15 protein-coding genes and 1 pseudogene are annotated in these 23,942 nt (G+C 64.3%); 7 read left to right on the forward strand and 9 right to left on the reverse strand.

Going from position 1 to position 23,942, the window contains the following annotated elements:
* Window positions 1–63 precede the first annotated feature (63 nt).
* Both L8F97_RS05185 and L8F97_RS05190 read right to left on the reverse strand, forming a co-directional pair.
* Window positions 64–1,584 (reverse strand): carboxylesterase/lipase family protein, encoded by a 1,521-nt coding sequence (locus tag L8F97_RS05185; RefSeq protein WP_242147248.1) that lies wholly within the window; start codon window positions 1,582–1,584, stop codon window positions 64–66.
* Between the two features lie 83 nt (window positions 1,585–1,667).
* A complete protein-coding gene (locus L8F97_RS05190; RefSeq protein ID WP_242147250.1) occupies window positions 1,668–5,120 on the reverse strand; it encodes a glycosyl hydrolase 2 galactose-binding domain-containing protein in 3,453 nt (1,150 codons plus the stop codon).
* A gap of 151 nt (window positions 5,121–5,271) precedes the next feature.
* Here L8F97_RS05190 and L8F97_RS05195 point away from each other — a divergent pair, with 151 nt between their 5' ends.
* Window positions 5,272–7,737 (forward strand): glycoside hydrolase family 3 N-terminal domain-containing protein, encoded by a 2,466-nt coding sequence (locus L8F97_RS05195; RefSeq protein ID WP_409929006.1) that lies wholly within the window; start codon window positions 5,272–5,274, stop codon window positions 7,735–7,737.
* 3 nt (window positions 7,738–7,740) lie between these two features.
* Complete coding sequence (locus L8F97_RS05200; RefSeq protein ID WP_242147252.1) at window positions 7,741–8,781, forward strand: glycosyl hydrolase; 1,041 nt, start codon at window positions 7,741–7,743, stop codon at window positions 8,779–8,781.
* A gap of 2 nt (window positions 8,782–8,783) precedes the next feature.
* Here L8F97_RS05200 and L8F97_RS05205 read toward each other — a convergent pair whose 3' ends face one another.
* From L8F97_RS05205 to L8F97_RS05220, 4 genes and pseudogenes are all read right to left on the reverse strand, one after another.
* Window positions 8,784–9,167: a glycoside hydrolase family 9 protein gene (locus L8F97_RS05205; RefSeq protein ID WP_242147255.1), complete on the reverse strand. Its 384-nt coding sequence runs from the start codon at window positions 9,165–9,167 to the stop codon at window positions 8,784–8,786.
* Window positions 9,168–9,275: 108 nt separating this feature from the next.
* On the reverse strand, window positions 9,276–10,124 hold the full coding sequence (locus L8F97_RS05210) for a glycoside hydrolase family 9 protein (RefSeq protein ID WP_242148244.1): 849 nt from the start codon (window positions 10,122–10,124) through the stop codon (window positions 9,276–9,278).
* 109 nt (window positions 10,125–10,233) lie between these two features.
* Window positions 10,234–10,389 (reverse strand): annotated as a pseudogene (locus tag L8F97_RS05215) (cellulase N-terminal Ig-like domain-containing protein); the annotation flags it as partial.
* An 85-nt stretch (window positions 10,390–10,474) separates the two neighbouring features.
* Entirely contained in the window at window positions 10,475–11,722 is a 1,248-nt protein-coding gene (locus L8F97_RS05220) for a glycoside hydrolase family 27 protein (RefSeq protein WP_242147256.1), read from the reverse strand.
* Between the two features lie 1,004 nt (window positions 11,723–12,726).
* Here L8F97_RS05220 and L8F97_RS05225 point away from each other — a divergent pair.
* From L8F97_RS05225 to L8F97_RS05235, 3 genes are all read left to right on the forward strand, one after another.
* Window positions 12,727–13,923, forward strand: coding sequence for a trypsin-like peptidase domain-containing protein (locus L8F97_RS05225; protein WP_242147259.1), 1,197 nt, complete (start codon window positions 12,727–12,729; stop codon window positions 13,921–13,923).
* Between the two features lie 77 nt (window positions 13,924–14,000).
* Window positions 14,001–14,678, forward strand: coding sequence for a response regulator transcription factor (locus tag L8F97_RS05230; protein WP_242147261.1), 678 nt, complete (start codon window positions 14,001–14,003; stop codon window positions 14,676–14,678).
* Between the two features lie 184 nt (window positions 14,679–14,862).
* Window positions 14,863–16,050: a sensor histidine kinase gene (locus tag L8F97_RS05235; RefSeq protein ID WP_242147262.1), complete on the forward strand. Its 1,188-nt coding sequence runs from the start codon at window positions 14,863–14,865 to the stop codon at window positions 16,048–16,050.
* A gap of 70 nt (window positions 16,051–16,120) precedes the next feature.
* Here the strand turns inward: L8F97_RS05235 and L8F97_RS05240 are convergent, their stop codons facing one another.
* A complete protein-coding gene (locus L8F97_RS05240) occupies window positions 16,121–16,804 on the reverse strand; it encodes a DUF4396 domain-containing protein (protein WP_242147264.1) in 684 nt (227 codons plus the stop codon).
* A 123-nt stretch (window positions 16,805–16,927) separates the two neighbouring features.
* Window positions 16,928–17,551 carry a TetR/AcrR family transcriptional regulator gene (locus L8F97_RS05245; RefSeq protein WP_242147266.1) on the reverse strand — a complete coding sequence of 208 codons (624 nt, stop codon included), beginning with the start codon at window positions 17,549–17,551 and terminating at the stop codon, window positions 16,928–16,930.
* A gap of 75 nt (window positions 17,552–17,626) precedes the next feature.
* Here L8F97_RS05245 and L8F97_RS05250 point away from each other — a divergent pair, with 75 nt between their 5' ends.
* Both L8F97_RS05250 and L8F97_RS05255 read left to right on the forward strand, forming a co-directional pair.
* Window positions 17,627–18,787, forward strand: coding sequence for an FAD-dependent monooxygenase (locus L8F97_RS05250; protein ID WP_242147268.1), 1,161 nt, complete (start codon window positions 17,627–17,629; stop codon window positions 18,785–18,787).
* Between the two features lie 203 nt (window positions 18,788–18,990).
* Window positions 18,991–20,910, forward strand: coding sequence for a M1 family metallopeptidase (locus L8F97_RS05255; protein ID WP_242147270.1), 1,920 nt, complete (start codon window positions 18,991–18,993; stop codon window positions 20,908–20,910).
* Window positions 20,911–21,484: 574 nt separating this feature from the next.
* Here the strand turns inward: L8F97_RS05255 and L8F97_RS05260 are convergent.
* On the reverse strand, window positions 21,485–23,773 hold the full coding sequence (locus L8F97_RS05260; protein ID WP_242147272.1) for an FdhF/YdeP family oxidoreductase: 2,289 nt from the start codon (window positions 23,771–23,773) through the stop codon (window positions 21,485–21,487).
* Window positions 23,774–23,942: the final 169 nt, after the last annotated feature.

Consider the following 23,942-nt stretch of genomic DNA (forward strand, 5'->3'; position numbering starts at 1 on the left):
GCCGCCCCGGATTCCTCACGGGATCGGGAGGCGGTTCGTCTCGCCTCCCGACGCGCTTAGGAATTATGGATTGATGACCCAGTGGCAAGGTACAGGCCGCAAATCCGTGCCCGCCACCGGTGCACCGTTGCCAAACGTGACGAAGCGGCGGCTCGCGCCGTAATCCGGCCAATGCGCCAGGCCGGCTCCGTTGGGATTGCCGGTTCGGATGAAGTTCGCCCAATAGTCCTGCAACGGCGGCGCGTCCGCTGAAATGCCCGCCTCGCCCGGCCGCGCGAAGACGAACGGCACCTCGCTGGCATGCGTGACGGTGCGGCCGACCGGCGCGTAGCCGAACAGATATTGCCATACCGGCACGCCCGTTTCGGCACGCGCGCGCGCGACGAGATCGGCGGGGCAGGTGAACAGCGCGTCGGTCGCAGCCCGCAGCGTCGCCGGGCCGTAGACCGGATCATCCTTGGTCGGCGTGGCGTCCATCAGTCCATAGAACTTGGCCGCCTCCGCGCCGTGGCCCGGAAACGCCGCGTCCAGCGCCGCGCGCGTGACGGCTGCGCTGTCGTAGAACGCGATCTCACGCGTGTTGTTGCCGATCAGCAGCGGCACACGCGTGCCGCCGCCCCGCGCCAAGGTCGCGGCCGGTGGTTCGGTGATGACGTGCCCGTCGACCGTCGTCTGAAGCCACACCGTGCCCGGATCAGGCAGGCCGGCCGGCGTGCGGATATGCCGCGCCGCCTCGAGCAGCTTCGCCACGGGCAGCGCCCGCAGCGCCGCCGCGCTTGCTTTCGGTACGCCGGCGAGCGCGGCGATCTCCTCGCCGATCGCCTCGCTCGTCCTGAGGGTGCGCGCGGGCCAGCCGAAACCGGCGGTGCCGCTTTCTTCGATCGCGGCATGAAACAAGCCCGTCGCGAGCGGCGAGACCTGCTGGTAGCCGACGTCTTCGCCGCCTGCCGATTCGCCGCCGATCGTCACGCGGGCTGGATCGCCGCCGAACGCCGCGATATTGCGCTGGACCCAGCGCAGCGCCGCCTGCTGGTCCATCAGCCCGTAATTGCCCGAGGCACGTGTCGGGCTTTCCGCCGTCAGCGCCGGGTGCGCCATGAAGCCGAGCGGGCCGAGCCGATACTGTACCGACGCCATGACGATCCCGTGGCTGACCAGCGACGACACCACCGCACCCGAACCGCTGCCCGCCTTGTTGCTGCCGCCGTGAATCCACACGAACACGGGCAGCGGTTTGGCCGGATGCAGAGCGGGCGTCCCCACCTCGAGATACAGGCAATCCTCCGCGCTGGTATCGACGAGCGCCTTGTTCCAGCCATCGGAGAGTTGCGCGCACGCCGGGGCGGACGACCGCGCCGCCCGTACCCCGGCCCATGGTACGACGGCGGATGGCGGGCGGAAGCGTAACGGACCGAGCGGCGGTGCAGCGAACGGCACCGCGCGAAACGTGACGCGACCATCGGGCTCGATCGTTCCGGCAATCCTGCCGCCATCGACCCTGACCACGGGCGCGGCGACCTCACGGGCAGGGGCACTGGTGATCGCGATCGGCAGCAGCGCGAGCGAAAGAAGCAGGTGTTTCATCTTGGGCGGGATCCGTGATCGGGGTGCGTGGTGGAGGGGAAGGCGAAGCGCGCTCGCCACGCGCCCAACCGTCATCTGCGGCATTACCGGACCGGCAACGTCGCGGGCGTGACGTTCCAGCCGCGCAACGTCACGCTCGGCGTGTGCGCTTTCGCGGTCGGAAAGCGGATCGTCACGACGCGGGTCTCACCCGGCAGCAGCGAGATGTAATTGTCGCTGAAATAGGCGGGCAGCACTTGCGTGCCGTCGGCGTTCATCACCGTCAGCTTGGCCTCGATCGCCGGCGTGGTGCCGGCATTGGCAAGGTCCACGCGCAGCTCGGTTTCGTCGCCGGCGGGCGTCTGCGTCACCGTTGCCGACAGCGGCGCGGCGGCAAGCGTGGTGAGCGCGCGATAGGCGGCATCGTCCGCGCCCTGCCAGTAGAAGTTGTTCGACAATTCGGCGCCATCCGCGCCGCTTGCCGTCAGGCGGATCAGCGCCATGCCGCCAGCGGTCAGTTTCGGCAGATCGAGCGCGAACGCTTCGCCGACCTGCTGGCGGGCCACCGCCACCGTCGCACTGCGATCGCCAAGCGCCTGGCCGCTTACGCCGACGACATGCGCGCGCACGCTTACCCCCGACAGATCACCGAGCGTGTTGTTGACCAATACGACCTTGCCGTCCGGCAGGTTCATCTGGACGTGAACGGGTTCAGACGCCTTCTTGACCCCGTAGAAGCTCGCCTGCGTGTCATAGTCGGACGAGAAGATGTTCCATGCCGACGACGGCCATGCCGGCTGCGTCATCCACAGCATCCGGCCGGAGTTCACCGTCCACAGGCCCGCGTTGAACCCCTCGAAGATCGCGCGGTACGATTCGTACTGCATCATCTGCGCTTTCCGTTCGAAATCGGGCAGGCTGGTGCCCGCGCCGAACCGCGCCGCCAACGCGTCGGTATAGGTCTTCACCGCGCCGTTCCCGACCTGATGCCAGTCGTGATAGGCCCAGGCATCGCTGATCGGCCACTGATCCGCCGGCGCCATCGTGCGTTGCCAGGATTCGAGCGTCGGCAGTGACGGCGTGCCGTCCTCTACCGAAAAACCGCGCGCGTGCGTGGTGAAATAGGTTTCCGGGCGCTGCCAGTTGTACGGGCCGGAATTCTGGAGGTTCACCCGGTTGGACGATCCCATGTAGAGCCGGGTGCCGTCCTCGTCGTGGATCAGCTTCTGCAGAGCTTCGTTGAGCGCCGGTTGCGGTACGCCCTCGTTGCGGCCGAACCACACCACGATCGAGGGGTGATTGCGATAGCGCTTCACCACATCGGTGGCGTTGGCCATGAAGGTGGCGGGAACATCGGTCTCGATGTTGTAATCCTGCGTGGATTCCCAGAAGTCGGACAGCACCATCATGCCGTATTCGTCGGCGAGGTCGAAGAACGTGTCCTCGGTGTCCTGCCCTACCCAGTTGCGCACGATGTTGAGGTGCGCGTCCTTGTGCAGCCGGAACATCGGCTCCAGCCGCGTCCGGTCGACGCGCTTCATGAAGTCGTCCATGCCGATGTTGCCGCCCTTGGCGGCGATGCGGACGCCGTTGACGCGCAGGACGAGATAGGGCGACAGGCCCGGTGCATCGACGAGCGGGGTGACGGCCGGGCTCGTCTCCGCACCCGGATACAGGCTGGCGGCCCAGCCGTTCGCGACCTTGCGAATGCCGGTATGGCTGCCATCGACGATCGGCTGCCCAAGCGCGCGCGCTTTGGTGAGATCGACGGTCACGCGGTCGAGCGCGCCATGCTGATCCATCAGCGACAGGTCGTAGGTCACCTGCCGCATGCCGAAGCGCAGTTTGCTGGTGTCGCTGGTGCGGCCATCGACGCTGGTGGTCAGCGTGAGATCATGCAGCGTCGGCGCGCCATAGCCGTTCGGCCACCACAGTCGCGGATGCTGCACCGACAATTGCGGGAAGTCGGCCGGGCGCAGCACCACGTCGGTCTGCTGGCCCGGCGCGAGCGTGACGCGCTTTTGAACGCTGACGTCGTCGAACGTGGCGCGCACGGTCGCGGTGACGGCATGGGCGACGCGATTGGTGAGCGGTACGGTGATCTCGACATCGGCTACGCTATTGTCCGGGCGCGGCAATGCGGTGACGACGTGTGCATCGCCGATCGCCGCGTCGCCGGTCGCGCGCAGCGCCACCCCCTGCCACAATCCGGTATTGCGATCGCGTATCGTCGGGATCCAGTCCCACCCCTCGGTCGCCACGAAGGTCGGCCCGTCCAGCATCATCATGCCACCGTTCTCGCCCACGCCCGAGGTCAGCGATTCCTCCTGGTTGAGGCCGGGGTGCGGCGGTGGCGACACGCGGACGGCGACCGCGTTGCGGCCCGGCCGCAGCTTGCCCGTGACGTCGAAGCGGCCACGGATGAACGCGCCGGTGATCCCGCCGAGCTTCTGTCCGTTGAGCCACACTTCGGCGGCATAGTTGACGCCTTTGAAATCGAGATCCTGATGACGACCGACCGCGTCCGCCGGCACGTCGAACTCGCTACGATACCAATAGTCCTGCCGCGCGAGCGTTTCGGGGATCGCGGTGTTGTTGATGCCGAAAGCGGGGTCCGCGTACACGCCGCGATCGACCAGCGTCGTCAGCACCGTGCCCGGCACGGTCGCCGCATACCAGCTCCGTGCGTCGAAACCGGCACGACTGATCGTCTCGCCGGGCACGGCGACCTTCGGCGCCTCCGCGAGCCGCCAGCCGGCGATCGACCACTCGCCCGGTCCGGTGGCGGCGATCTCCGGGCCGGCGGGCTCGGGCGACGCGACCGGTTTGCCGAGCGGCGCGCGTGAACGCGGCAGCGTCCAGGCATCCTGTGGCGCGATCTGGCCGTACATCTGATGGGTCTGCACCGGCCAGTGCGGGCTGCCGGTCTGGAAAGCGATATCCGACAGGTTCGGCATCGCCTGCGCACGGGCGCGCAGCGTCGCCGCATCAGCGGCACCGGCATCGAGTTGCAGGTCGACCACCCGCCCCGCGAAGCCGGGCGCGAACAGCGGTGAGGCCGCGTCGCCGCCGATGCGCAGGCGCGGGCCGACCGTTATGTCCGGCTTGACCGCCGCGACGCCGAGCGGCCCGGTCGCGACCTGACGACCATCGATAAAAAGTCGCGCGGTGCCACCCGCCACCGTCGCTGCGATAGCATGCCAGCCGCGCGTCGGCAGCGCGCCGCGCCCGGTGAGCGTGCCGGCTTCGGTCACCAGCGCCGCGCGACCATCGACCAACGCCAGAAACCGGCGCGGGGCATCGGCCGGGTCACCGAAGCCGCCGATCAGGATGATGCCGGCAGCCGGCGCGCGTGATGCCTCGATCCAGGCCGACAACGTCGATGCGCTGTCGGCGACCAGCGCCGTGCCGTCGCCCGCCGGCCGCACATAGCCCTCGCCACCGGCGGGTAGATCGACGTTGACCGGGCCCCAGCTCTGCGCCTCGGCAGGCGCCGCCATCGCCACCAGAAGGGTCGCAAGCGCCGTCCCCGCGTTCCGAATGCCGCCGTTTTGCAAATGCCCTCTCCCGTTCGCCAGCCGATTACCTGCTGGCTAATTGCCGCATCAAGCACACTCGGACGGAAAAAGTAAATTTGAAATATGTATCGTTGACAACACTCTCATGTCGATCGAAGGCTGTAACCAATCACAGATGGAGGGGTCGTACATGTCGCCATTCAAACGCGTGCTGTTGGCGTCCGCCATCGGCCTTGGCGCCTCCGCATGGATGAGCGCCGATGCGACGCCCGCACCCACGACGCCGGCCGCGGCGACCGCCCATCCCGATCAGTGGCCGCTGCTGCCGCACGCACGGCAGCGCGATCCCAAACTGGAAGCGCGGATCAACACGTTGTTGCAGCGGATGAGCGTCGAGGACAAGGTCGGCCAATTGATCCAGGTCGACATCGCGTCGATCACCCCGGCCGATCTGCTGACCTACAAGTTCGGCGCGATTCTGAACGGCGGCAACTCCGCGCCCAACAACGACGAATTCGCGCCCGGCCCGGAATGGCTCAAACTGTACGACGCGTTCTGGGATGCGTCGATTATGCGCTTTGACGGGCGAGCGGTCGTTCCGATCATCTGGGGCACGGATGCTGTGCACGGCGACAACAATGTCGTCGGCGCGACCCTGTTTCCCCACAACATCGGCCTCGGCGCGATGCGCGACCCCGATCTGATCGAGAAGATCGGCGCGGCGACGGCAGCGGAAACCGCCTCCACCGGGCTCGACTGGAGCTTTGCACCAACCGTGGCGGTGGTGCAGGACGATCGCTGGGGCCGCACGTTCGAAAGCTATTCGGAAGATCCCGCGATCGTCGCGAGCTACGCCGGGCGGATGGTGCAGGGGATTCAGGGCCGGGTCGGCGCGGGCTTCATGGCCCCCGGCCATGTCATTTCCTCTGTCAAGCATTTCCTCGGCGATGGCGGTACCGGCGGCCATGACCAAGGCGATACCCGCGTGAGCGAGAGCGTGTTGCGCGACGTCCACGCCGCCGGATACGAAACCGCGCTGCCGGCCGGCGCGCTGACGGTGATGCCGAGCTTCTCGAGCTGGAACGGCGTCAAGATGACCGCCAACAAGAGCCTGTTGACGGGGGTATTGAAGGATCGCTGGGGCTTCGACGGCTTCGTGATCGGCGACTGGAACGCGCATGGTCAGGTGCCCGGCTGCACCAACGAGGATTGCCCGACCGCGATCAACGCCGGGCTCGATATGTTCATGTATTCCGGCCACGGCTGGAAGCAATTGTACGAGAACACGCTGCGCGAGGCGAAGGACGGCACGATCGCGCCCGCGCGGCTCGACGATGCGGTCCGTCGCATTCTTCGCGTCAAGCTGCTGTCCCACACGTTCGATGCGGGCCGACCGTCGTCGCGTCCGCTGGCAGGCCATTTCGACGAGTTGGGCAGCGCGGCGCACCGCGCGATCGCGCGTCAGGCGGTGCGCGAATCACTGGTGCTACTCAAGAACAATGGTGGCGTGCTGCCGCTGAAGGCGAGCGCGAACATTCTCGTTGCGGGGCGCGGCGCGGATGATGTTGGCATGCAGTCCGGCGGCTGGTCGATCACATGGCAGGGCACCGGCGTCACAAATGCGAATTTTCCAAACGCACAATCAATCTGGTCGGGGATCGACGCGGCGACGCGGACGGCGGGCGGCCGCGCGACGCTCGCCGTCGACGGGCGCTACACCGCAAAACCGGATGCGGCGATCGTCGTGTTCGGCGAAACGCCTTATGCCGAGTTCACCGGCGACCGGCCGACGCTTGAATTCTCGCCGGACGACAAATCCGATCTTGCGCTGCTCAAGCGGCTGAAGGCGGCGGGCATCCCGGTCGTCGCGGTGTTCCTGTCGGGGCGTCCGCTGTGGATCGCGCCCGAGATCAACGCGTCCGACGCCTTCGTCGCGGCGTTCCTGCCGGGTACGGAGGGCGGTGGCATCGCCGACGTGCTGATCGGCGACGCGGCCGGCAAGCCACGCACCGATTTTCACGGCAAACTGAGCTTCTCGTGGCCGAAGCGGGTCGATCAATACGTCCTCAACCGGCGGGACCCGGGATATGATCCCCAGTTCCCGTTCGGCTATGGCCTATCCTACGCGCAAGCGACGACGGTGCCGCTGCTGAGCGAAGCGAAGCCGGCAATCTCGGCGGGCGACCAGAACGCGCTGTTCGTTCGCGGCCGGGTCGCGGGCGGCGCGCGGCTCGATGCGACCGCCGGTGCCCGAATCGCGCGCGTTGATCGCAACGCGCAGGAAGACAGCCTGCGCCTCAGCTTCCCCGGCACGGTCGCAATCGAGGAAGCCCACCCGATCGACGTCAGCCGGGAATCGAACGGTCTGCTCAGCCTCGTGATCGATTACCGCATCACGGCCGCGCCGACCGGTTTGATCACGCTCGGCATGGAGGGCGGCAAGCTCGTCGCGTTGCCGATCAAAGGTTCGTTGCAGGGGCCTGTCGGCGAATGGCGATCGCTTGCCGTGCCGCTGCGCTGCTTCGCCGACGCCGGTGTTGATATGGCGAAGATCACCCGGCCAATGGTGCTGACGAGCGACGGCGCCGCCGGTGTTGACATCTCGATCGCCCGGATTGCCAGCGCGCCACCGGGACCGGCCGGTTGCGGCAATTGATCGATGACGAAAAGGAAACAGACGATGGTGTGGAGCAGACGGGAAACCCTGGCGGGCGCGGCGGCACTGGCGCTGCTGCCGGGTGCCGCGAACGCCGCCGACATGGCGAAGCCGCGCACGCGGCGCGGGCAACTCAGCAACCGGGCCGCCTCGAAGGAAGCGCGGACGCTCTATGCCTATCTGTGGTCGCAATATGGCAACCACACACTGACCGGCCAGCAGGAGCAGGATTTCACCCCCGGCGGCGCGCGCCAGGAACTCGACTATATCGAGAAGACCACCGGCAAGCTGCCCGCGATCCTCGGGTTCGACTATATCGTGCCGAGCGATCAGGAACCGGTGAACGCGCGCGCGATCGCGTGGCACAAGACGGGCGGCATCGTCGCGCTGTGCTGGCACTGGGGCGCGCCCGATATCGGCACCGGCTATGAAAATTCAAAGAAGGATTTCGATGTCGCCAAAGCGTTGACGCCGGGCACGCGGCAGAACCAGTTGATGCGCGAACAGATGGCGCATGTCGCGGATCTACTGACGGAATTGCGCGACCACCAAGTCCCGGTGCTGTGGCGCCCGTTCCACGAATTCAGCGGCACTTGGTTCTGGTGGGGAAAGCATGGCCCCGACGCGGTGAAGGCGTTGTGGCGGATGCAATATGATTATTTCACGCACACACGCGGGCTCAACAACCTGATCTGGGTGCTGGGCTGGGCCGGTCAGAACGTCGACCCCACCTATTATCCGGGGCGAGACTATATCGATATCGCCGGTGCGGACATCTACGTTCAGGATCATGGCAACCTCGCGCCGATGTTCGCGCAGGTGAAGGCGATCGTCGGCGGCACCGTGCCGATCTGCCTCCACGAGAACGGCCCGATCCCTGATCCCGCAACGCTGGGGCCTGATGCCGATTGGCTGTGGTTCATGACGTGGCACACGCGCTGGCTGATGGACCCGTCGCAGAACACCGCCGAGCAGCTTCGTGCCTATTACAACTCTGAACGGTATATCACGCGCGACGAACTGCCCCGCTCGCTCGCCGGCTGACCCTAGCGCGCGCCGCCGTCCAGCCAGGTCGCGCCCCACAACCGCGGCACGTTCCAGTGGATCGCGACTTCGTTGTTGGCATAAGCGCGCCCGTCGTCGAGCCAGCAACGTTGCGGCGCGCAGCGGCCTTTCAGTGTCGCGAAGGTCGGATCGGCGAACGCGGTCGCGTTGGGGCCGCCTCTCAGCACGCCGGGCGGCGGCCCGGGCAGACGCGGGTCGAACTGATGTGCCCAAAACCGGTGGTGTGGCCGCGTCATCAGATTCCAGCCGAAACCGGTGACGTAGCTGCGGTCGAGCGGGTTGCGGCCGAGCACGTAATCGGCGGCGTCGACCGCGGCGTCGCGGTAGCGGGTCTGGCCGGTGAAGCGCGCCGCCAGCGCCAGCACGACGGCCCGATTGAGGATACCCCGTTCGAGGCCCAGCCGTAGCTGACGCCGGCGAACGGCAGATGGTAGCCGGTCCGCGTCTCCTCCGCGACCAACGTTCGGCGAGCGTTACCAGTTTCGCGCGCGCCTAGTCGCGCTCCGGTGCCGGCACGCCGCTTGCCGTGGCGGGCGTGATCGCCCCCAGCGCGGCGGTGCTGCCCCACCCCGCGGACCGGTAAGCGGCGATGCGTGCAGCGCCATGCCGTGCAGCGCGTCCGCCAGTTCGAGCCGGTGCGTGGTCGCGTAGAGTTCGGCGGTAGCCCAGTAGAATTCGTCGGCCAGATCGTCGTCGCCATAGCCGCCGCTACCGGGGAACGCCTGCGCGGCGAACACCTGCCGATTGCGCAGCGCCGCGCGGTAGGCATGCTCGGCGGCCATCAGGCAGCGGTGCGCGAAACCATCGTCCACACCCTTCCATATGCGTGCGCACTGCGCGGCCGTCGCGGCGAGGTTGAGCGTAGCGGCGGTGCTCGGCGGGTACAGCAGCCGCTCTTCGCGATCGTTGGCCGGAATCGTCGGCATGGCGGTCCAGTTGCGGTCGGCGACCTTGCGATGCGCCATGCCGCCGGCATTGATCGTCGTCAGCCGCACTGGGCCGGTTGCCGACTGACGACCGGCCGGCAGTGCGAGCCGCGCGCCGTCCGACACCTGCATTTCGAGCAGGAAGCGCATCTCCCATCGCGCCCCGTCAAGCAGATCGTTGATGCCGTTCCCTGCCTCGGGCAGCGCTGCACTGCCATCCGGGAAGGGATGCGGGATATTTGCCTCGTAGAGGTTTTGGAGTGTCCAGAGCGCGACCCCGCCGTTGACGACATATTTGCCCTGATCGCCCGCGTCGTACCAGCCGCCGGTGACGTCGAGCGTGTAGGCGCCGCCGGGCCAGACCGTGCCGCATTGGTCCGCGCCCCTGCGCCGCAGGCGTCAGCGGGTGGGACACGCCGGCACCGACAACGAACGGATGGCTGACGACACCGCCGACATCGAGCCGGTAGCGGCCCGGCACCCGTACTGTCGATAGGTCGATCTGGTGGACATGGTCGCCGGAGGCGGCGTCGTCACCGGAAATGTGTATCATGCCGCTCGCCGCGACCTGCCCGGCCTCGTTCAGCATGCACCACGATAGCGGACGCGCGGCCGCATCGGTGAGGATCGCACGCTTGGCGGTGTCGGGCAGGAAGCCGATCTAATTGAGGTGCACGCCGTCCTGCGCAGCCGAGACGGCCGCACCGGTCAGCAGCAGGGCAAGCGCGATATGGCGGATTAAACGGTCAGTTTCCCAGCGTCATCATCACGACGTCGTGTGACGGCACGCTGGCGGTGTAGCGTCCGGTGACTGCGGGCACATCCTTATGTGCCCACACATCGCGCATCTTCAGCTTTAACGAAGCGGGGTACCCCAGCATCGCCCAGTCGACCGCGATCGGAGTAGCGGCCGCCCCCCGGTTCCACAGCAACACCGCGCGCCCGCCGTTCGCAAGTGGCTTCATCCAGACTTCGCGGTCGCCGTCCGTCCAGATGCGGTGCCCCTGGATGCCGGCCGGATCCTGATCGATGGCGATAACGTCGCGGTTGAGCAGGATCGCCCGCGTCGCCGCGGTCATGCTGGCGACGTCGTTGCCCGCGATCAGCGGCGCCGCCATCATCGCCCACAGTGCGAAATGGCTGCGATATTCGGCATCGGTCATGCCGCCATTGCCGACCTCGAGCATGTCCGGGTCATTCCAGTGTCCGGGACCGGCGTAGGGCCACAGCGGCTCGTTCCGGTCGACGATCGTGCTTATGCCGAGGCTGTAGCCATGCTTGCCGACCCACTTGTCGGTGATGTCGCCCGTCGTGCGCCACAGGTTGCCGATCTTCTCCGCCCACAGCCACGGTTTAGCCGTCCCCCATTCGCACATTGAGAACACGATCGGCCGCCCGCTCGCTCTCAGCGCATCCGCCATCAGCGCATAGGCTTCCTCGGCATTGCGGCTGCCGGTCGAGCACCAATCGTACTTTAGGTAATCGACCCCCCAGCGGCCATATTGCAGCGCGTCCTGATATTCATGGCCGTGGCTGCCGGGCCGGCCGCCGCAGGTCTTCGTGCCGGCATCGGAATAGATGCCGAACAGCAGTCCCTTGCCGTGGACGTAATCCGCCAGCGCCTTAATGCCGCTAGGAAAACGAACCTTGTCTGCAGTGATGAAACCGTTTTCGTCGCGCGGACCTTGCCAGCAATCGTCGATCACGACGTAGCGATAGCCGGCATCTTTCATGCCGTTCGAAGCGATCGCGTCGACGGTGTCGCGGATGACCTTCTCGTTGACGTTGCAGGCGAACTTATTCCAGCTATTCCACCCCATCGGCGGCGTCTGCGCGAGGCCGTTGGCGGTACGATGCGGGTCCCGCGACGCCGGCAGCGTGTTGGGATCGGGATCGAGAACGTCCTGCGCGGCCGCCGGCGCAATCGCGCCGAGACCAAGCGAAGCGGTGAGAAGCGCGATCAGCAAGGACCGCGGCGAAATGATGTGTCTCATGGTAAATCGCGATTTCTCGTTGATGCGACGGCCTTGTGACATGCCGCGAAGCGTAAGGCACGTTGTATCTGTCGAGCCGGCGTGGACCAATCGTCAGCATGCCCTGATAGGCTCCGCCGGTAGCGGGAGACTGTGGCGTTGATGCGGACGATGGGCAGCACGCTTTCGGACCGACTGGTGGTCTGAGGCTTTGCGCTCGGCTGCGTCGCGGTGACCGCGGGCGTGGTCGCGCATCTGCCGGTGTTCATGATGGCGCGGGCAATGCACTACCATATGGCGCCGTGAAGATGGACCACGTCATGCTCGTGGGCATCGCGCTGATCGTCGTCGGTACTCTCATTCGATGTCAGCTTTCCACTCCGAAGCGAATAATGTGTCGCAAAGGCGGGATATACGAGACGCTCGAAACTCAGGAGTGGTGCGACACCCGACCTGAACGAGCGGCAGCTAAGCCTCTGCCGATCTCCAAACCAGCCATTCCGGTTTCCACCAGCTTCTCCTTGACGGATGGCAATTAGCGGGCTCATATCTTCATACACATGGGTACAGGCCGTGTGTACAAACGGATGGGTAAGCAGCCCACGAAACCGCAGAATTACGTGCTTCTCACGCTGGACCAACGCCTCCCGTAGGGGTCACCACTAGTTGTTTTTAAACAACATAGATGGTGGAAGCGGCGCAAAGACTCACATGTTGGTCTCGCGCGTTCAAACGCCATAAATCCGCCAGATCAACGGGATTGATACGCCGATCGCCGGCGCACCGCCGGATCGCCTGACGTTCAGGTGCGTCGATGAGGCGGACATCCTTCGAGCCTAGACGACCTGATAATCGTATTCGACAGCCCTCACCTGAGCCATTCAGGCTAGAACCAGCCGCCGCTTTAGCGCGTGCACCATGCCAGTTCAGACAGCCGCCGACCATTACATCGATTTAATCCCGGTCACAGGCTCAGTTGAACCTCGCGGCGCAGAAAGGACCTACGCTAATTCTATCGGGATCACATGATGCAATCGCACAAAGGTTTCAAACGACCGTCGAAGTTGGCGGCGCTGCTGCTGGCGGGTGGTGCGGCGATCGGCGCCACGGGCGCCTTAGCGCTTGGCGACAGCGACGTCAGTCGTGCCGTGGTCGCCCCGGCGGTCGCGCACGTGGGTTCCGGCCAACCCCACGCCCTTGCCGATATGGTTCAGGCCGTCGGGCCGAGCGTCGTGCAGATCAAGGTGATGAAACATGCCGAAGCTCAGCGCATGGCGATGCCACTCGGCGACAATGACGGAGAGGGGTCAGACGGCTCCATGCAGGATCAACTGCGCCGCTTCTTCGGACCTCAGTTCGGGGCGGGCGACGGTACGCCTCAACAAGCGCCGCTCCAAGGAGCGCTCGGGTCTGGCTTCATCATCGATCGCTCCGGTATTGTACTCACGAACAATCATGTCGTCGACGGTGCGACACAAGTGAAGGTGCAACTGAGCGACGGACGCGAGTTTGATGGGACGGTTCTAGGAACCGACCCCAAAACGGACGTCGCTGTGGTGAAAATCCACGGTACCGGCAATTTCCAGCCAGTCGAATGGGGAGACAGTGGTCACATCCGCGTCGGCGACAGCGTGTTCGCTGTCGGCAGCCCCTTCGGGTTAGGCAACACGGTGACCGCTGGCATCGTCTCTGCACGTGGCCGCGACATTGGTGAGGGCCCGTACGATGACTTCCTGCAGGTCGATGCGGCGATCAATTCAGGGAATTCCGGGGGGCCGCTGTTCGATGGCGATGGTCGGGTCATCGGTATGAACACCGCCATCTTCTCACCCTCGGGAGGCAATGTAGGCATCGGCTTCGCGATCCCCGAAGCCATGGTCAAACGCGTTTCCGACCAGATCATCGCGCATGGTAGCGTGTCACGCGGACACATTGGCGTAGCGCTGCAGACCGTGACGCCAGATATAGCCGATGCCATGGGCATGAAGAACACCGACGGTGCGCTCGTCGCCAGCGTCGATGTCGACAGTCCGGCCTTCTTCTCCGGGGTCAAGCAGGGAGATGTCGTGCGTACGTTCGCAGGACATCAGGTTAAAGACAGTCGAACGCTATCGCGCATGGTCGCCGATGCAAGAGCAGGCTCAAGCGTACCGGTGACGGTGCTACGCGACGGCCGACAATTTTCGCTAAACCTTCGCATCGGAGGTGACCACAACGCTTAGACTGGCACTTCGGTCGGAACCGGCGGGATCGCCGGGCGTCCCCTTCCCTGCTACGGGTCGGTCGCAGAGGGCGCGCGATGAAGCTGCTGTTGGTTGAGGACGATGCGCAGACCGCCAGCTACGTGCGGCACGGGCTGATGGAACTCGGTCATAGCTGCGACACCGCGCTTGATGGCGTCGGGGGCCTGACGGCGGTGCTGACGCACGACTATGATGCGCTGATCCTCGATCGAAACCTCCCGAAGCTCGACGGGCTCGCTGTACTGCAGGCAATGCGTGCGCAGGGAAACCGCACGCCGGTGCTGCTCCTGTCAGCTTTGGGAGAGGTCGGTGATCGCGTGGCTGGTCTGCGAGCGGGCGGAGATGATTATCTGCCCAAGCCGTTCTCCTTTCAGGAACTGATCGCACGCCTGGAGGCGATCGTCAGGCGCCGCAGCGAACATCCCCCGCCTGCCTCGCGGCGCCAGATCGGTAGTCTCACGCTGGATCTGCTTGGCCGGTCCGCGCGTCGTGGCGGCCGGCCGATCGAGCTGCTCAACAAGGAATTCCAGCTGCTCGAGTATCTGATGCGCCACGCCGGTCAGGTCGTCACAAGGACTATGTTGCTTGAAGCAATCTGGGATTACGACTTCAATCCGGGCACAAATGTCATCGACGTGCACATCAGCCGCCTGCGCGCGAAGATCGACGGCGAAGGCGAAACTCCGATGGTCCGAACGGTCCGCGGCGCGGGTTACCGGCTAGATGCCGCCTAAGCGCCGCCATACCCGAAGCGCGGCCTGGCGCGGCGCCTTGTGGATCACCCTGATCGCGCTCATTTCGACTGGTGTCGCCCTGACGCTACAGTACATCCAGACCGCCCGCACCTTTGAGGCTCAACGGCGGGCGGTCGTCGATGACGAAATGGCCGGCCTCATTGATCGTTACCGTAGCGAGGGCATGAACGGCGTCGCACAGGCCATCGAGCGACAACAGGCGGTGCCGCGCATTCACGAGTTCTTCTACCTTCTGGCTCTACCCGATGGCACGCCGATCGCAGGCAATCTTGCAAGCTGGCCGGCTGAGATCACCGACACCGGCTTCCGAAGTTTCGAAACCAGCGTTGCCAACACGCGCGGCGAAAGCAGCCGGCGCTGGGTAGAAGCGCGTGCGGTGTTACTCGATGGCGGCGACCGTTTGCTGGTCGGCGATTTCGCGGACGAACGTGCGACCCTGCGACAGCGCTATCTTTCCGCGCTGTCGTGGTCGTTGCTCGCGACGGGCGCCCTCGGCCTCCTGCTTGGCTGGTGGCATAGTCGTCGCGGTCTTGCCTTCGTGCGGGTGGTATCGGATGCGGGAGAGCGCTTCCTCTCGGGCCAGCTCGCTGAGCGCCTGCCCGTGTCACCGCGTGGTGACGAATATGACCGGCTGGCCGAGACGATCAACCGCACCTTTGGTGAGGTCGAAAGGCTGGTAGGGTCGCTCCGCGCCGCGACCGACGGTATGGCGCATGATTTGAAGACCCCTCTTACCCGTATTCGAACGAGGCTGGAGCTCGCCGACATGCAGGCAGACGCGGGATCGGCCCAGCGTGATATCCTTGAAGAGACGCGGCATGATCTTGACGGCATCCTGCACCTGATCGACGACATGTTAAGTCTAAGTCGCGCCGAGGCCACACCCGCTTCAACCTTCGTATCACTGCAGCTCGACGCGATCCTTCGCGAGCTCGTCGAAATCTACCAGCCGCTGGCAGAGGAAAAGGGCATAGCGCTCGAAGCAGAACTGACGACGGCGCTGGTGCTCGGGTCACGCTCGCTGCTTGGGCGGTTGGGAGCAAATCTTCTCGACAATGCGATGAAGTACACGTGCGCCGGCGGTATCATCAGGGTAGAGCTGGCGGTGCAGCAAGGACGTACCGTGCTGATCGTCGCCGATAATGGGCCAGGCATCGACCCTGATTACCGACAGGAAGTGCTCGGTCGGTTTCGCCGGCTCGACGATAGCCGAACCACGCCTGGAAGCGGCCTCGGTCTTAGTATCGTAGATGTCGTCTCGCACGTGCATGGCGCAACGTTGCACCTGCTCGACAATCGGCCGGGCCTGCGTGTGGAAGTGCGGTTCCCCGAGGTACGTTCGACGCCCTGACCTGCCGTTGCCGCCGCCACGCGCTGGGCTTGCGCATCGCGTTGACCCGTCGCGGTCGACCGGTCACTGCTCACATCGCCTCCTTCACACCCGCGCGGATCAGCAGCCAGTTGACCGGGTATGCGGTGGCGAAGCCGGCGATCATGGCTGCTTGCATCGCAAACCAGAATTCAGGGCTGTTCACTTCCGCGACGCCACCGAAGACAGGACGAAAGATCAGGAACTGGATGATGGCCATAACGCCGTACATGCCGATCTGCCACGAACTGATCGACGCGATGTCCGCCTTGATCGCCTGCCAGATGCCTTGCCCGACGGACAGGTCACGCATCGGTTTGATCGTGAAGTACTGAAAGACGATGCCGAACAGGAACGCGAGCAGGAAGTCAGGAATCCAGATCGCGAAGGTTCGGTTCGCAAACAGGCTGCCATAGCCGAACCACACCGCCACCGCCGGTACCGCAAAGGCTGTCCACTCAGCGACGATATCGCCAAGCGTGCAGCCCGCGCCACAGTGGCTCGCACCCTTCACTACCATGGCCGCAAAGGGCGGCTTTGCCTGCCTGTCGAAATCCCCGTCAGCAGGGCCGCGACCCCATCTGTAATAAGCGCCCAGCCAGATCACGCTGCCGAACAGGGCAGTCAGCGGCCAGACGACATACATGATCCGCATTTTCTGCGGACGGCGCAGCTCATCCAGCGCGATCACGATCGCGCTGGAAAATGCCAACGCAAGCGATGCGATTGCCAGCATGTGGAGCCAAGGGGGAAACGCAGCCATCAGATCACTTCCTGTCTCGACATCATAATGTCGCCGTCTCGGTGAGACATTTCAAACCATTTTCAGTAGCATTGTCAGACCTTGCCAGATGGCCCTTTAGAAGGGGGTTCCGTCCATCGCAGCATGCGTGCCGCTGAGCCCCCGATCGATCAGGCCCAGGAAAATGCTCGTCGCGGTCGCGATGTTTCCAGTAACACTCAGTTCGGCATGCGCCCGTATGAACGCGATGCTCCACGTCGTTGCGATCAGCCCGGCCGCGAGATGTGCGTCGAGATCATCGGCCGCGCGCCCCACCCCGTCTGCCAGCACGCCGGCCAATGCATGTACGAAATCGTCGCGCATCTGTCGCGCACGCGCTTTCAACGCCTCGCTGGCCTGTGCCGTTTCGACGAACCTGCGCGTGTCCGTGAAGAGCGGGAAAGCATCCGTGCGGTGTTCGATCATCTGATGCGCGAGCAGCCGCAGCGCCTGGATCGGCGAGGTGCCGGGTGCGCGCGTTCGGATCGCGTCGAACGCCAGATCATGTATCTCCTGCTCACGGTCGAAGAACATGTCCTCCTTGCGCGGGAAATGGTTGAACACCGTCATGCGTCCGACGTCCGCCGCGTCCGCTATCTCGTCGATCGTCACCCGATCGAAGCCGCGCTCCATGAAGAGGCGCGTGGCAACGTCGGATATCGCCTGACGTGTTTCCATGCGCTTGCGGGTTCTGCGATCCACCTTCGGTCCTTAATGGCTTGCGTATAAATATATACTGAGTACATGTTCCTCAGCAGCAAGTTTGGAGACTGTATCATGGCTTCGTCAACCATCAGGCCTGCGCGGTCGGCAGATCACGGTGGAGCCGTGCTCATCAGCGGCGCCAGCTTCGCCGGTCTTGCGACCGCATACTGGCTGAACCGGCTCGGTTATCGCGTCTGCATCGTCGAATCGGCGCAGGAGCTTCGACGTGGCGGAACCCCCGTCGACATCGAAGGAGAGACGATCGACATCCTGACCCGCATGGGTCTTGCAGATGCGGTGCGTGCCAAGGCGCTGCCCCCGCGCCGTTTCGAGTTCAAGAACGAAGCTGACATGACGTTGGGGGGGATCGGGACCGCCGGCGATCAGGCGTCACATGAACGCTACGAGATTCACCGGGACGATCTGCTGGACATCCTGTTCGGCGCGGTGGCGACCGACGTCGAGCTGCTGTTCGGCCGCTCGATAGATCGGCTGGAGGAGCAGCAGGACGCCGTGTCGGTCACCTTCAACGATGGCGACCGGCGCGATTTTGCTTTGATCTTCGGCTGCGACGGCAACCGGTCGAACACGCGCAAGCTGATCTTCGGCGACGGCGAGCAGTTCAGCCACTTCATGGGCGGCTATTTCTTTTTGAAGGTGGTGCCGCAGACCGGCTTGCTGGCAGCGAACATGTCGGAGGTTTTCAGCGTGCCGGGTCGGACGGCGATGCTGAACGGCTATGACGACCGGACCGACATCGGGTTTGGGTTCCGAACCCAAGGCGAAATCGACTACGACTATCGCGACCGTGCGCAGCAACGGCGCCTGATCCACGAGCGATTTGACGCGCTCGGCTGGAAGGTGCCCGCGATGCTTGCTGCTTCGGCGGACGACGACGACTTCTACTTCGACCGGATCAACCAGATCAGGATGCCGAGTTGGTCGCGCGGGCGCGTCGCGCTGGTTGGCGATGCGGGCTATTGCGTCTCGCCGCTTGCCGGCTTTGGCGGTTCGATGGCGATCATCGGTGCCGGGCGCCTGGCGGCGGCGCTGGAGCGCTACCCCGGCGATCACACCGCCGCCTTCCGGCACTATGAGGATGGCTTGCGACTCTTTGTCGAAGACGTGCAGAACCGGGCGGCAGACGACGGAATGTCGATGATGTGCCCCGCCGACGCAGACGAACTTGCCGCCCGCGACCAGAAAATCGCTGCGGGCGACATCGGCTTCTAGGCAACGCCGGTACGACGTTCGTCTTCGGCCTAGAAGGCGCACTGACCGAGTTGCTGCTTGTTTGATAAACTTCCGGCTCCACGGGCATTCATCCACTATGAACCCACCCGCCGAAGGGTCATGATGCACGCATGATTCCACTGGGAGCAGCGATGAGACATTCTTTTCCACGGGCGATGCTCCGTTCTGCCTGTGCTGCCGCCATGATATGGACAGGTCCGGCGCGAGCCGCCGATTTCGACCCGAAGATGGCATTCGCGGCGCAGCCGCTGCCCGACGGCGTGAACGTCTACCGTTCGTCCAACGGCGCACCCGGACCAGGATACTGGCAGAACCGGGTCGACTATGCGATCGACGCGCGGATCGACACCACCGCCAAAACGCTGATCGCTACGGAAACGATCGATTACACCAACAACAGCCCCGACGCGCTGCCAAGCCTGTGGATGCAGCTCGACCAGAATATCTACCGTCAAGACTCGCGCGCGGCGGTGTTGGGTGGGCGGCGAAAGGGCGGCGGCGCGGGCGAGCATAGCGACGGCTATGTCATTGCGTCGGTGGAAGTGCTCCGCGGCAAGACCTGGGTAGCGATCCCGTTCGTCGTCTCCGATACGCGCATGAACCTTCGGCTCGACCAGCCGCTCAAGGGCGGCGGCACGAAACTGAAGTTTCGGATTGCCTACCATTACGCCATTCCCGGCGTGTGGGGCGGGCGCAATTCGTGGCTCGACACGCCGAACGGGACGATCTTCGATATCGCCCAGTGGTTCCCACGCATGGCCGTGTACGACGATCTGCGCGGGTGGGACACGCTCCCCTATCTCGGGTCCGAATTCTACTGCGAATATGGCGATGTGGACTATGCGGTCACGGTGCCGGCCGACATGATCGTCGCCGGCGGCGGCGTGCTGACCAATGCGGAGGAAGTGCTGACACCGCTACAACGCACGCGCCTCGCCAAGGCGGCGGGCAGCGACGCCACGGTGATGATCCGCACGCCCGAGGAGGTGGCGCACGAGCGCACCCGTCCCGCGACGAGTGCCGAAAAAACCTGGCGATATCACTTCGCCAACACCCGCGACGTGGCCTTTTCCGCCTCGCGCGCCTTCGTCTGGGATGCGGCGCGGATGAACCTGCCCGGCGGCAGGACCGCGCTGGCGGAAAGCGTCTATCCGGTCGAGAGCGCTGGCGACGCCGCCTGGGGACGCTCGACCGAATACCTGAAGGATTCGGTCGAGCATTTCTCGCGACGCTGGTTCGCCTATCCCTATCCCAGCGCGTGGAGCATCGCCGGCGGTTCGACGGGCATGGAATATCCCGGGATGGCGTTCGACGGCATTCCAGACAAGGGCAAGGAGCTGTTCTGGATCACCGCGCACGAGATCGGCCACACCTGGTATCCGATGATCGTCGGCTCGAACGAACGCCGCGATGCCTGGATGGACGAAGGCTTCAACACCTTCATCGACACGTTCGAAAGCGACGAGTTCAAGAACGGTGTGTTCGGACCCAAGCGCGACAGCGAATATGCTCCCGGCGGCGGCAACCCGGTGGATGAAATCCTGCCGCTGCTGGCGGACAAGGATGCGCCGCCGATCATGAGCTATCCGGACGTAATGGGCGAAAAGTATCGCCACTCCGTCAGCTATTTCAAGACTGCGCTGGGATTGCGCCTGTTGCGCGATGTTATCCTCGGGCCGGACCGGTTCGATCCCGCCTTCCGCAAATATACCGCCGACTGGGCGTTCAAACATCCCAGCCCGTCCGACTTCTTCCGCGCAATGTCGAGCGAAGCCGGCGAAGACCTCAGCTGGTTCTGGCGCGGCTGGTTCTTCAACAACTGGCAGCTCGATCTGGCGGTGACGAACATCGCCTATACCGCCGGCGATCCGGCCAAGGGTGCCAACATCACGCTGGAGAGCCGTGACAAGCTCGTCATGCCGGCGGTGCTCGAGGTGAGATATGCAGACGGGCACGCCACGCGGATCAAGCTGCCCGTCGAAACCTGGATGCGGGTCAAGCCTGTGGTCGCGGTCCCTGCGGGCCGCATATCGTCGGTCATGCTAGACCCCGACCATCTTTTGCCGGACCGAGATCGCAGCAACAATGCAGTGACACCTTGAAGGAAGGCGAATGATCTACCCGCCGCCGACGAGGACCGAGACCGGTTTCGATAATGCGACACTACCCGGATCATCAGTTTCGAGGCTCACATCGATTCGTCTGACGCCAGGAAAATCCATGCTACGCCATACCGTCTTCTGCCCCCCCCCTAGCGAACGCCGGAAAGGAGTTCAGTTGCTGGCGTTGCGGACACAATCGAGCCGCCGCTCATCGCCTCCTGGATGACGGTCGCGAGTGCGGCAGGCTCCGCGATGTGCGCGTCGCAGCTTCATCAAAATGTCGCCTCGCGCCTTCAGCGCAGCGCATCTTCCAGGAAGTATGCGTCGCGCATTATCAGCAGCGGCTCGTTTTCGATGAGGCGCTTGAACCAACGCGACCGCTGACGCGCGAGCAACAGCGCCGCCATCGCGCTCACCACCAGCACGAACGCGGAGCCGCAATCGCTACAGGCATACGACTGCGATCAGTAGCGAGATTATCGCAGCCGTTTGGAGCCAGCGGAGGAACAGCGGGATCGCTAACGATGCTGCAATCGCCCGAATTGGTCGCCAGCCCCAAATGCCCGACCTGCCATCACGTGCCCGCTTCCACCCGGACCGGAACCGATTTCGACGCCGGGGTCTTGGACAATTGATCGTGGTGGCCGATCGGAACCAGCACATTACATTCGGGATAATAAGACGCGATCGTGCCGCGCGGCAGCTTGTAGGCGGTCAGCGTCAACCCGCCGAGGCGGCGGTCCTGGCCGTCGTCAACGTCGGTCACAAGCGTCACGATCTGGCCGTCGGTGAAACCCCGTTCAGCGATGTCCTCGGGGCACATTAGCAGAATGTCGCGCGATCCCTCCAGTCCGCGCAGACGATCCGAGTAACCGTAGATCGTTGTGTTGAACTGATCGTTGGAGCGCATCGTGATCAGCCGATAGCGACCTGGCGCATCCTTGAAGCCCAACGAATTGAGCTGGCCCGGTGTGGTGAACACCGCTTTGCCTTCAGGTGTCTTCCAGATCCGCTCGTGCGCGCCGTTGCCGCGGTAGAAGCCACCCGCCTGATACATCCGGGCGTTGTAATCACGGAAATCGTCTGGATAGGTGCGTTCGATCAGGTCGCGGACCAGCCCGTAATCCGCAGTCCATTCGTCCCACTTCAGCCCGGCCGACGGACTTACCGCCGCCTTGGCAATGCCGGTGACGATCGCGAGTTCGCTTTTGACCATGTCCGACACCGGCTCGCTATGCCCGATCGACGCATTGATCATCGAGAAGCTGTCCTCGGTGGTGACCGTCTGATTGCCGCTTGCTTGCTCGTCGATCTCGAACCGGCCGAGGCACGGCAGAATATAGGCCTGTTTACCGGGGAAAAGATGACTGCGGTTGAGCTTGGTCGAAATCATGACGGTCAAGTCCTGGCTCGCCCAGGCGTCTTCCATACGCTTCTGGTCCGGCACCGCGCGCAATAGATTACCGCCGAGACTGATGAACGCCTTGATCTTGCCCGCGAACAGCCCCTCGACCGCCTCGACGATGTTGACACCGTCCTCGGTCGGCGGATCGAAGCCGAACAGCTCCTTCAATTTGTCGAGCGGAACGAGCTTGGTCTTTTCGGCGATGCCGACGGTGCGCTGCCCCTGAACGTTGCTGTGCCCGCGCACCGGACAGCATCCCGCACCAGGCTTGCCGATATTGCCGCGCAGCAGCAGCAGATTGACGAGCATCGCGATATTGAGCGCGCCGTGCGTGTGCTGCGTGAGGCCCATGCCATAAACGCCGATCACCTTGTCGGCGGCGATATAGACGTCGCCCGCCTCACGCAGGGCGGCTTCGGTGAGCCCGGATTCCTGCTCGATCTCGGCCCAGCTCACGTCGCGGCACGACTGGATGAATTCGTCGAAACCGGTGGTGTGCTGCTTGACGAAGGCGTGATCGATGACCTCGGCTTTGCCGGCCGCCTTTGCGGCGTCGTCCGCCTCGACCACGCATTTGCACAGCCCCAGGATCGCGGCGACATCGCCGCCCGCCTTGAGCTGATGATATTGGTCGGAAATCTTGGTTTCCTTACCCGTCAACATCGCCGCAGGGCTCTGCGGATCTACGAAGGAAACCAGTCCCTGTTCGATCACCGGATTGAACGTCACGATCTTGCCGCCGCGATCCTTCAGATCCTTCAAAGGATGCAGAAAACGCGGGCTGTTCGTACCGGGGTTCTGCCCGAAGAAAAAGAAGGCATCGGTCTGCTCGAGATCGTCCCACACGATCGTACCCACCGGGGAACCGATCACCTTGGTCAGCCCGACCGAAGTGGTTTCGTGGCACATGTTGGAACTCTGCGGCAGGTTGTTGTTGCCGTAGGTCCGCGCCAGCAGTGCATAGAGGTAGGAAGCTTCCAGCCCGGCATGGCCCGACGAATAGAATATGGCACTGTCGCGCTCGATCGACGTAAGCGTCTTGCCAATTTCGGAAAACGCATCTTCCCAGCTGATGGCGACATAGCGGTCGGTCGCGGCGTCGTACCGCATCGGATGGGTCAGCCGCCCGGTCATCTCCAGGTCATGGTCCTTCCACTCCCGGAGCGCGGTGACGGTATGCGCGTCCTCGGTCCAGAATTCCGGGGTGCAGCGCGCCTTGGTCTGTTCCCACATCGTCGCCTTGGCGCCGTTCTCGCAGAATTCGAACGCCGAGTAGTTCGCCGGCTTGGGCCAGGCGCAGGACACGCACATCACGCCCTTCGGCTTGTTCTGGCGGGCGAGACTGCGCACCCCACCGCCAGCGGGCCAAGACTCGCCGAAGATGCGCGACATCCCCTTCATCGATCCCCATCCACCTGATGGCCCGGATGCGTGGGGAAGATCCTTTTGGTCAGCCATCGGTGGTTTCCTTGAGCCTGTGCTGGAGCGCGGGGCTACGTGTATCAGATGGCAACCCGGCCCGACACAGGTGCTAATTCCCCAACCGCATCACCTGTTCCGTGACATTCTCGACAGCATCGCCGCAGGCTGCGCCATCTCGGCGTCACGGTACAGAGCTTGTTGCGTT

This window comes from Sphingomonas sp. BAUL-RG-20F-R05-02 (genome assembly GCF_022662305.1).
In the GTDB taxonomy this organism is placed as follows: Bacteria; Pseudomonadota; Alphaproteobacteria; order Sphingomonadales; family Sphingomonadaceae; genus Sphingomonas.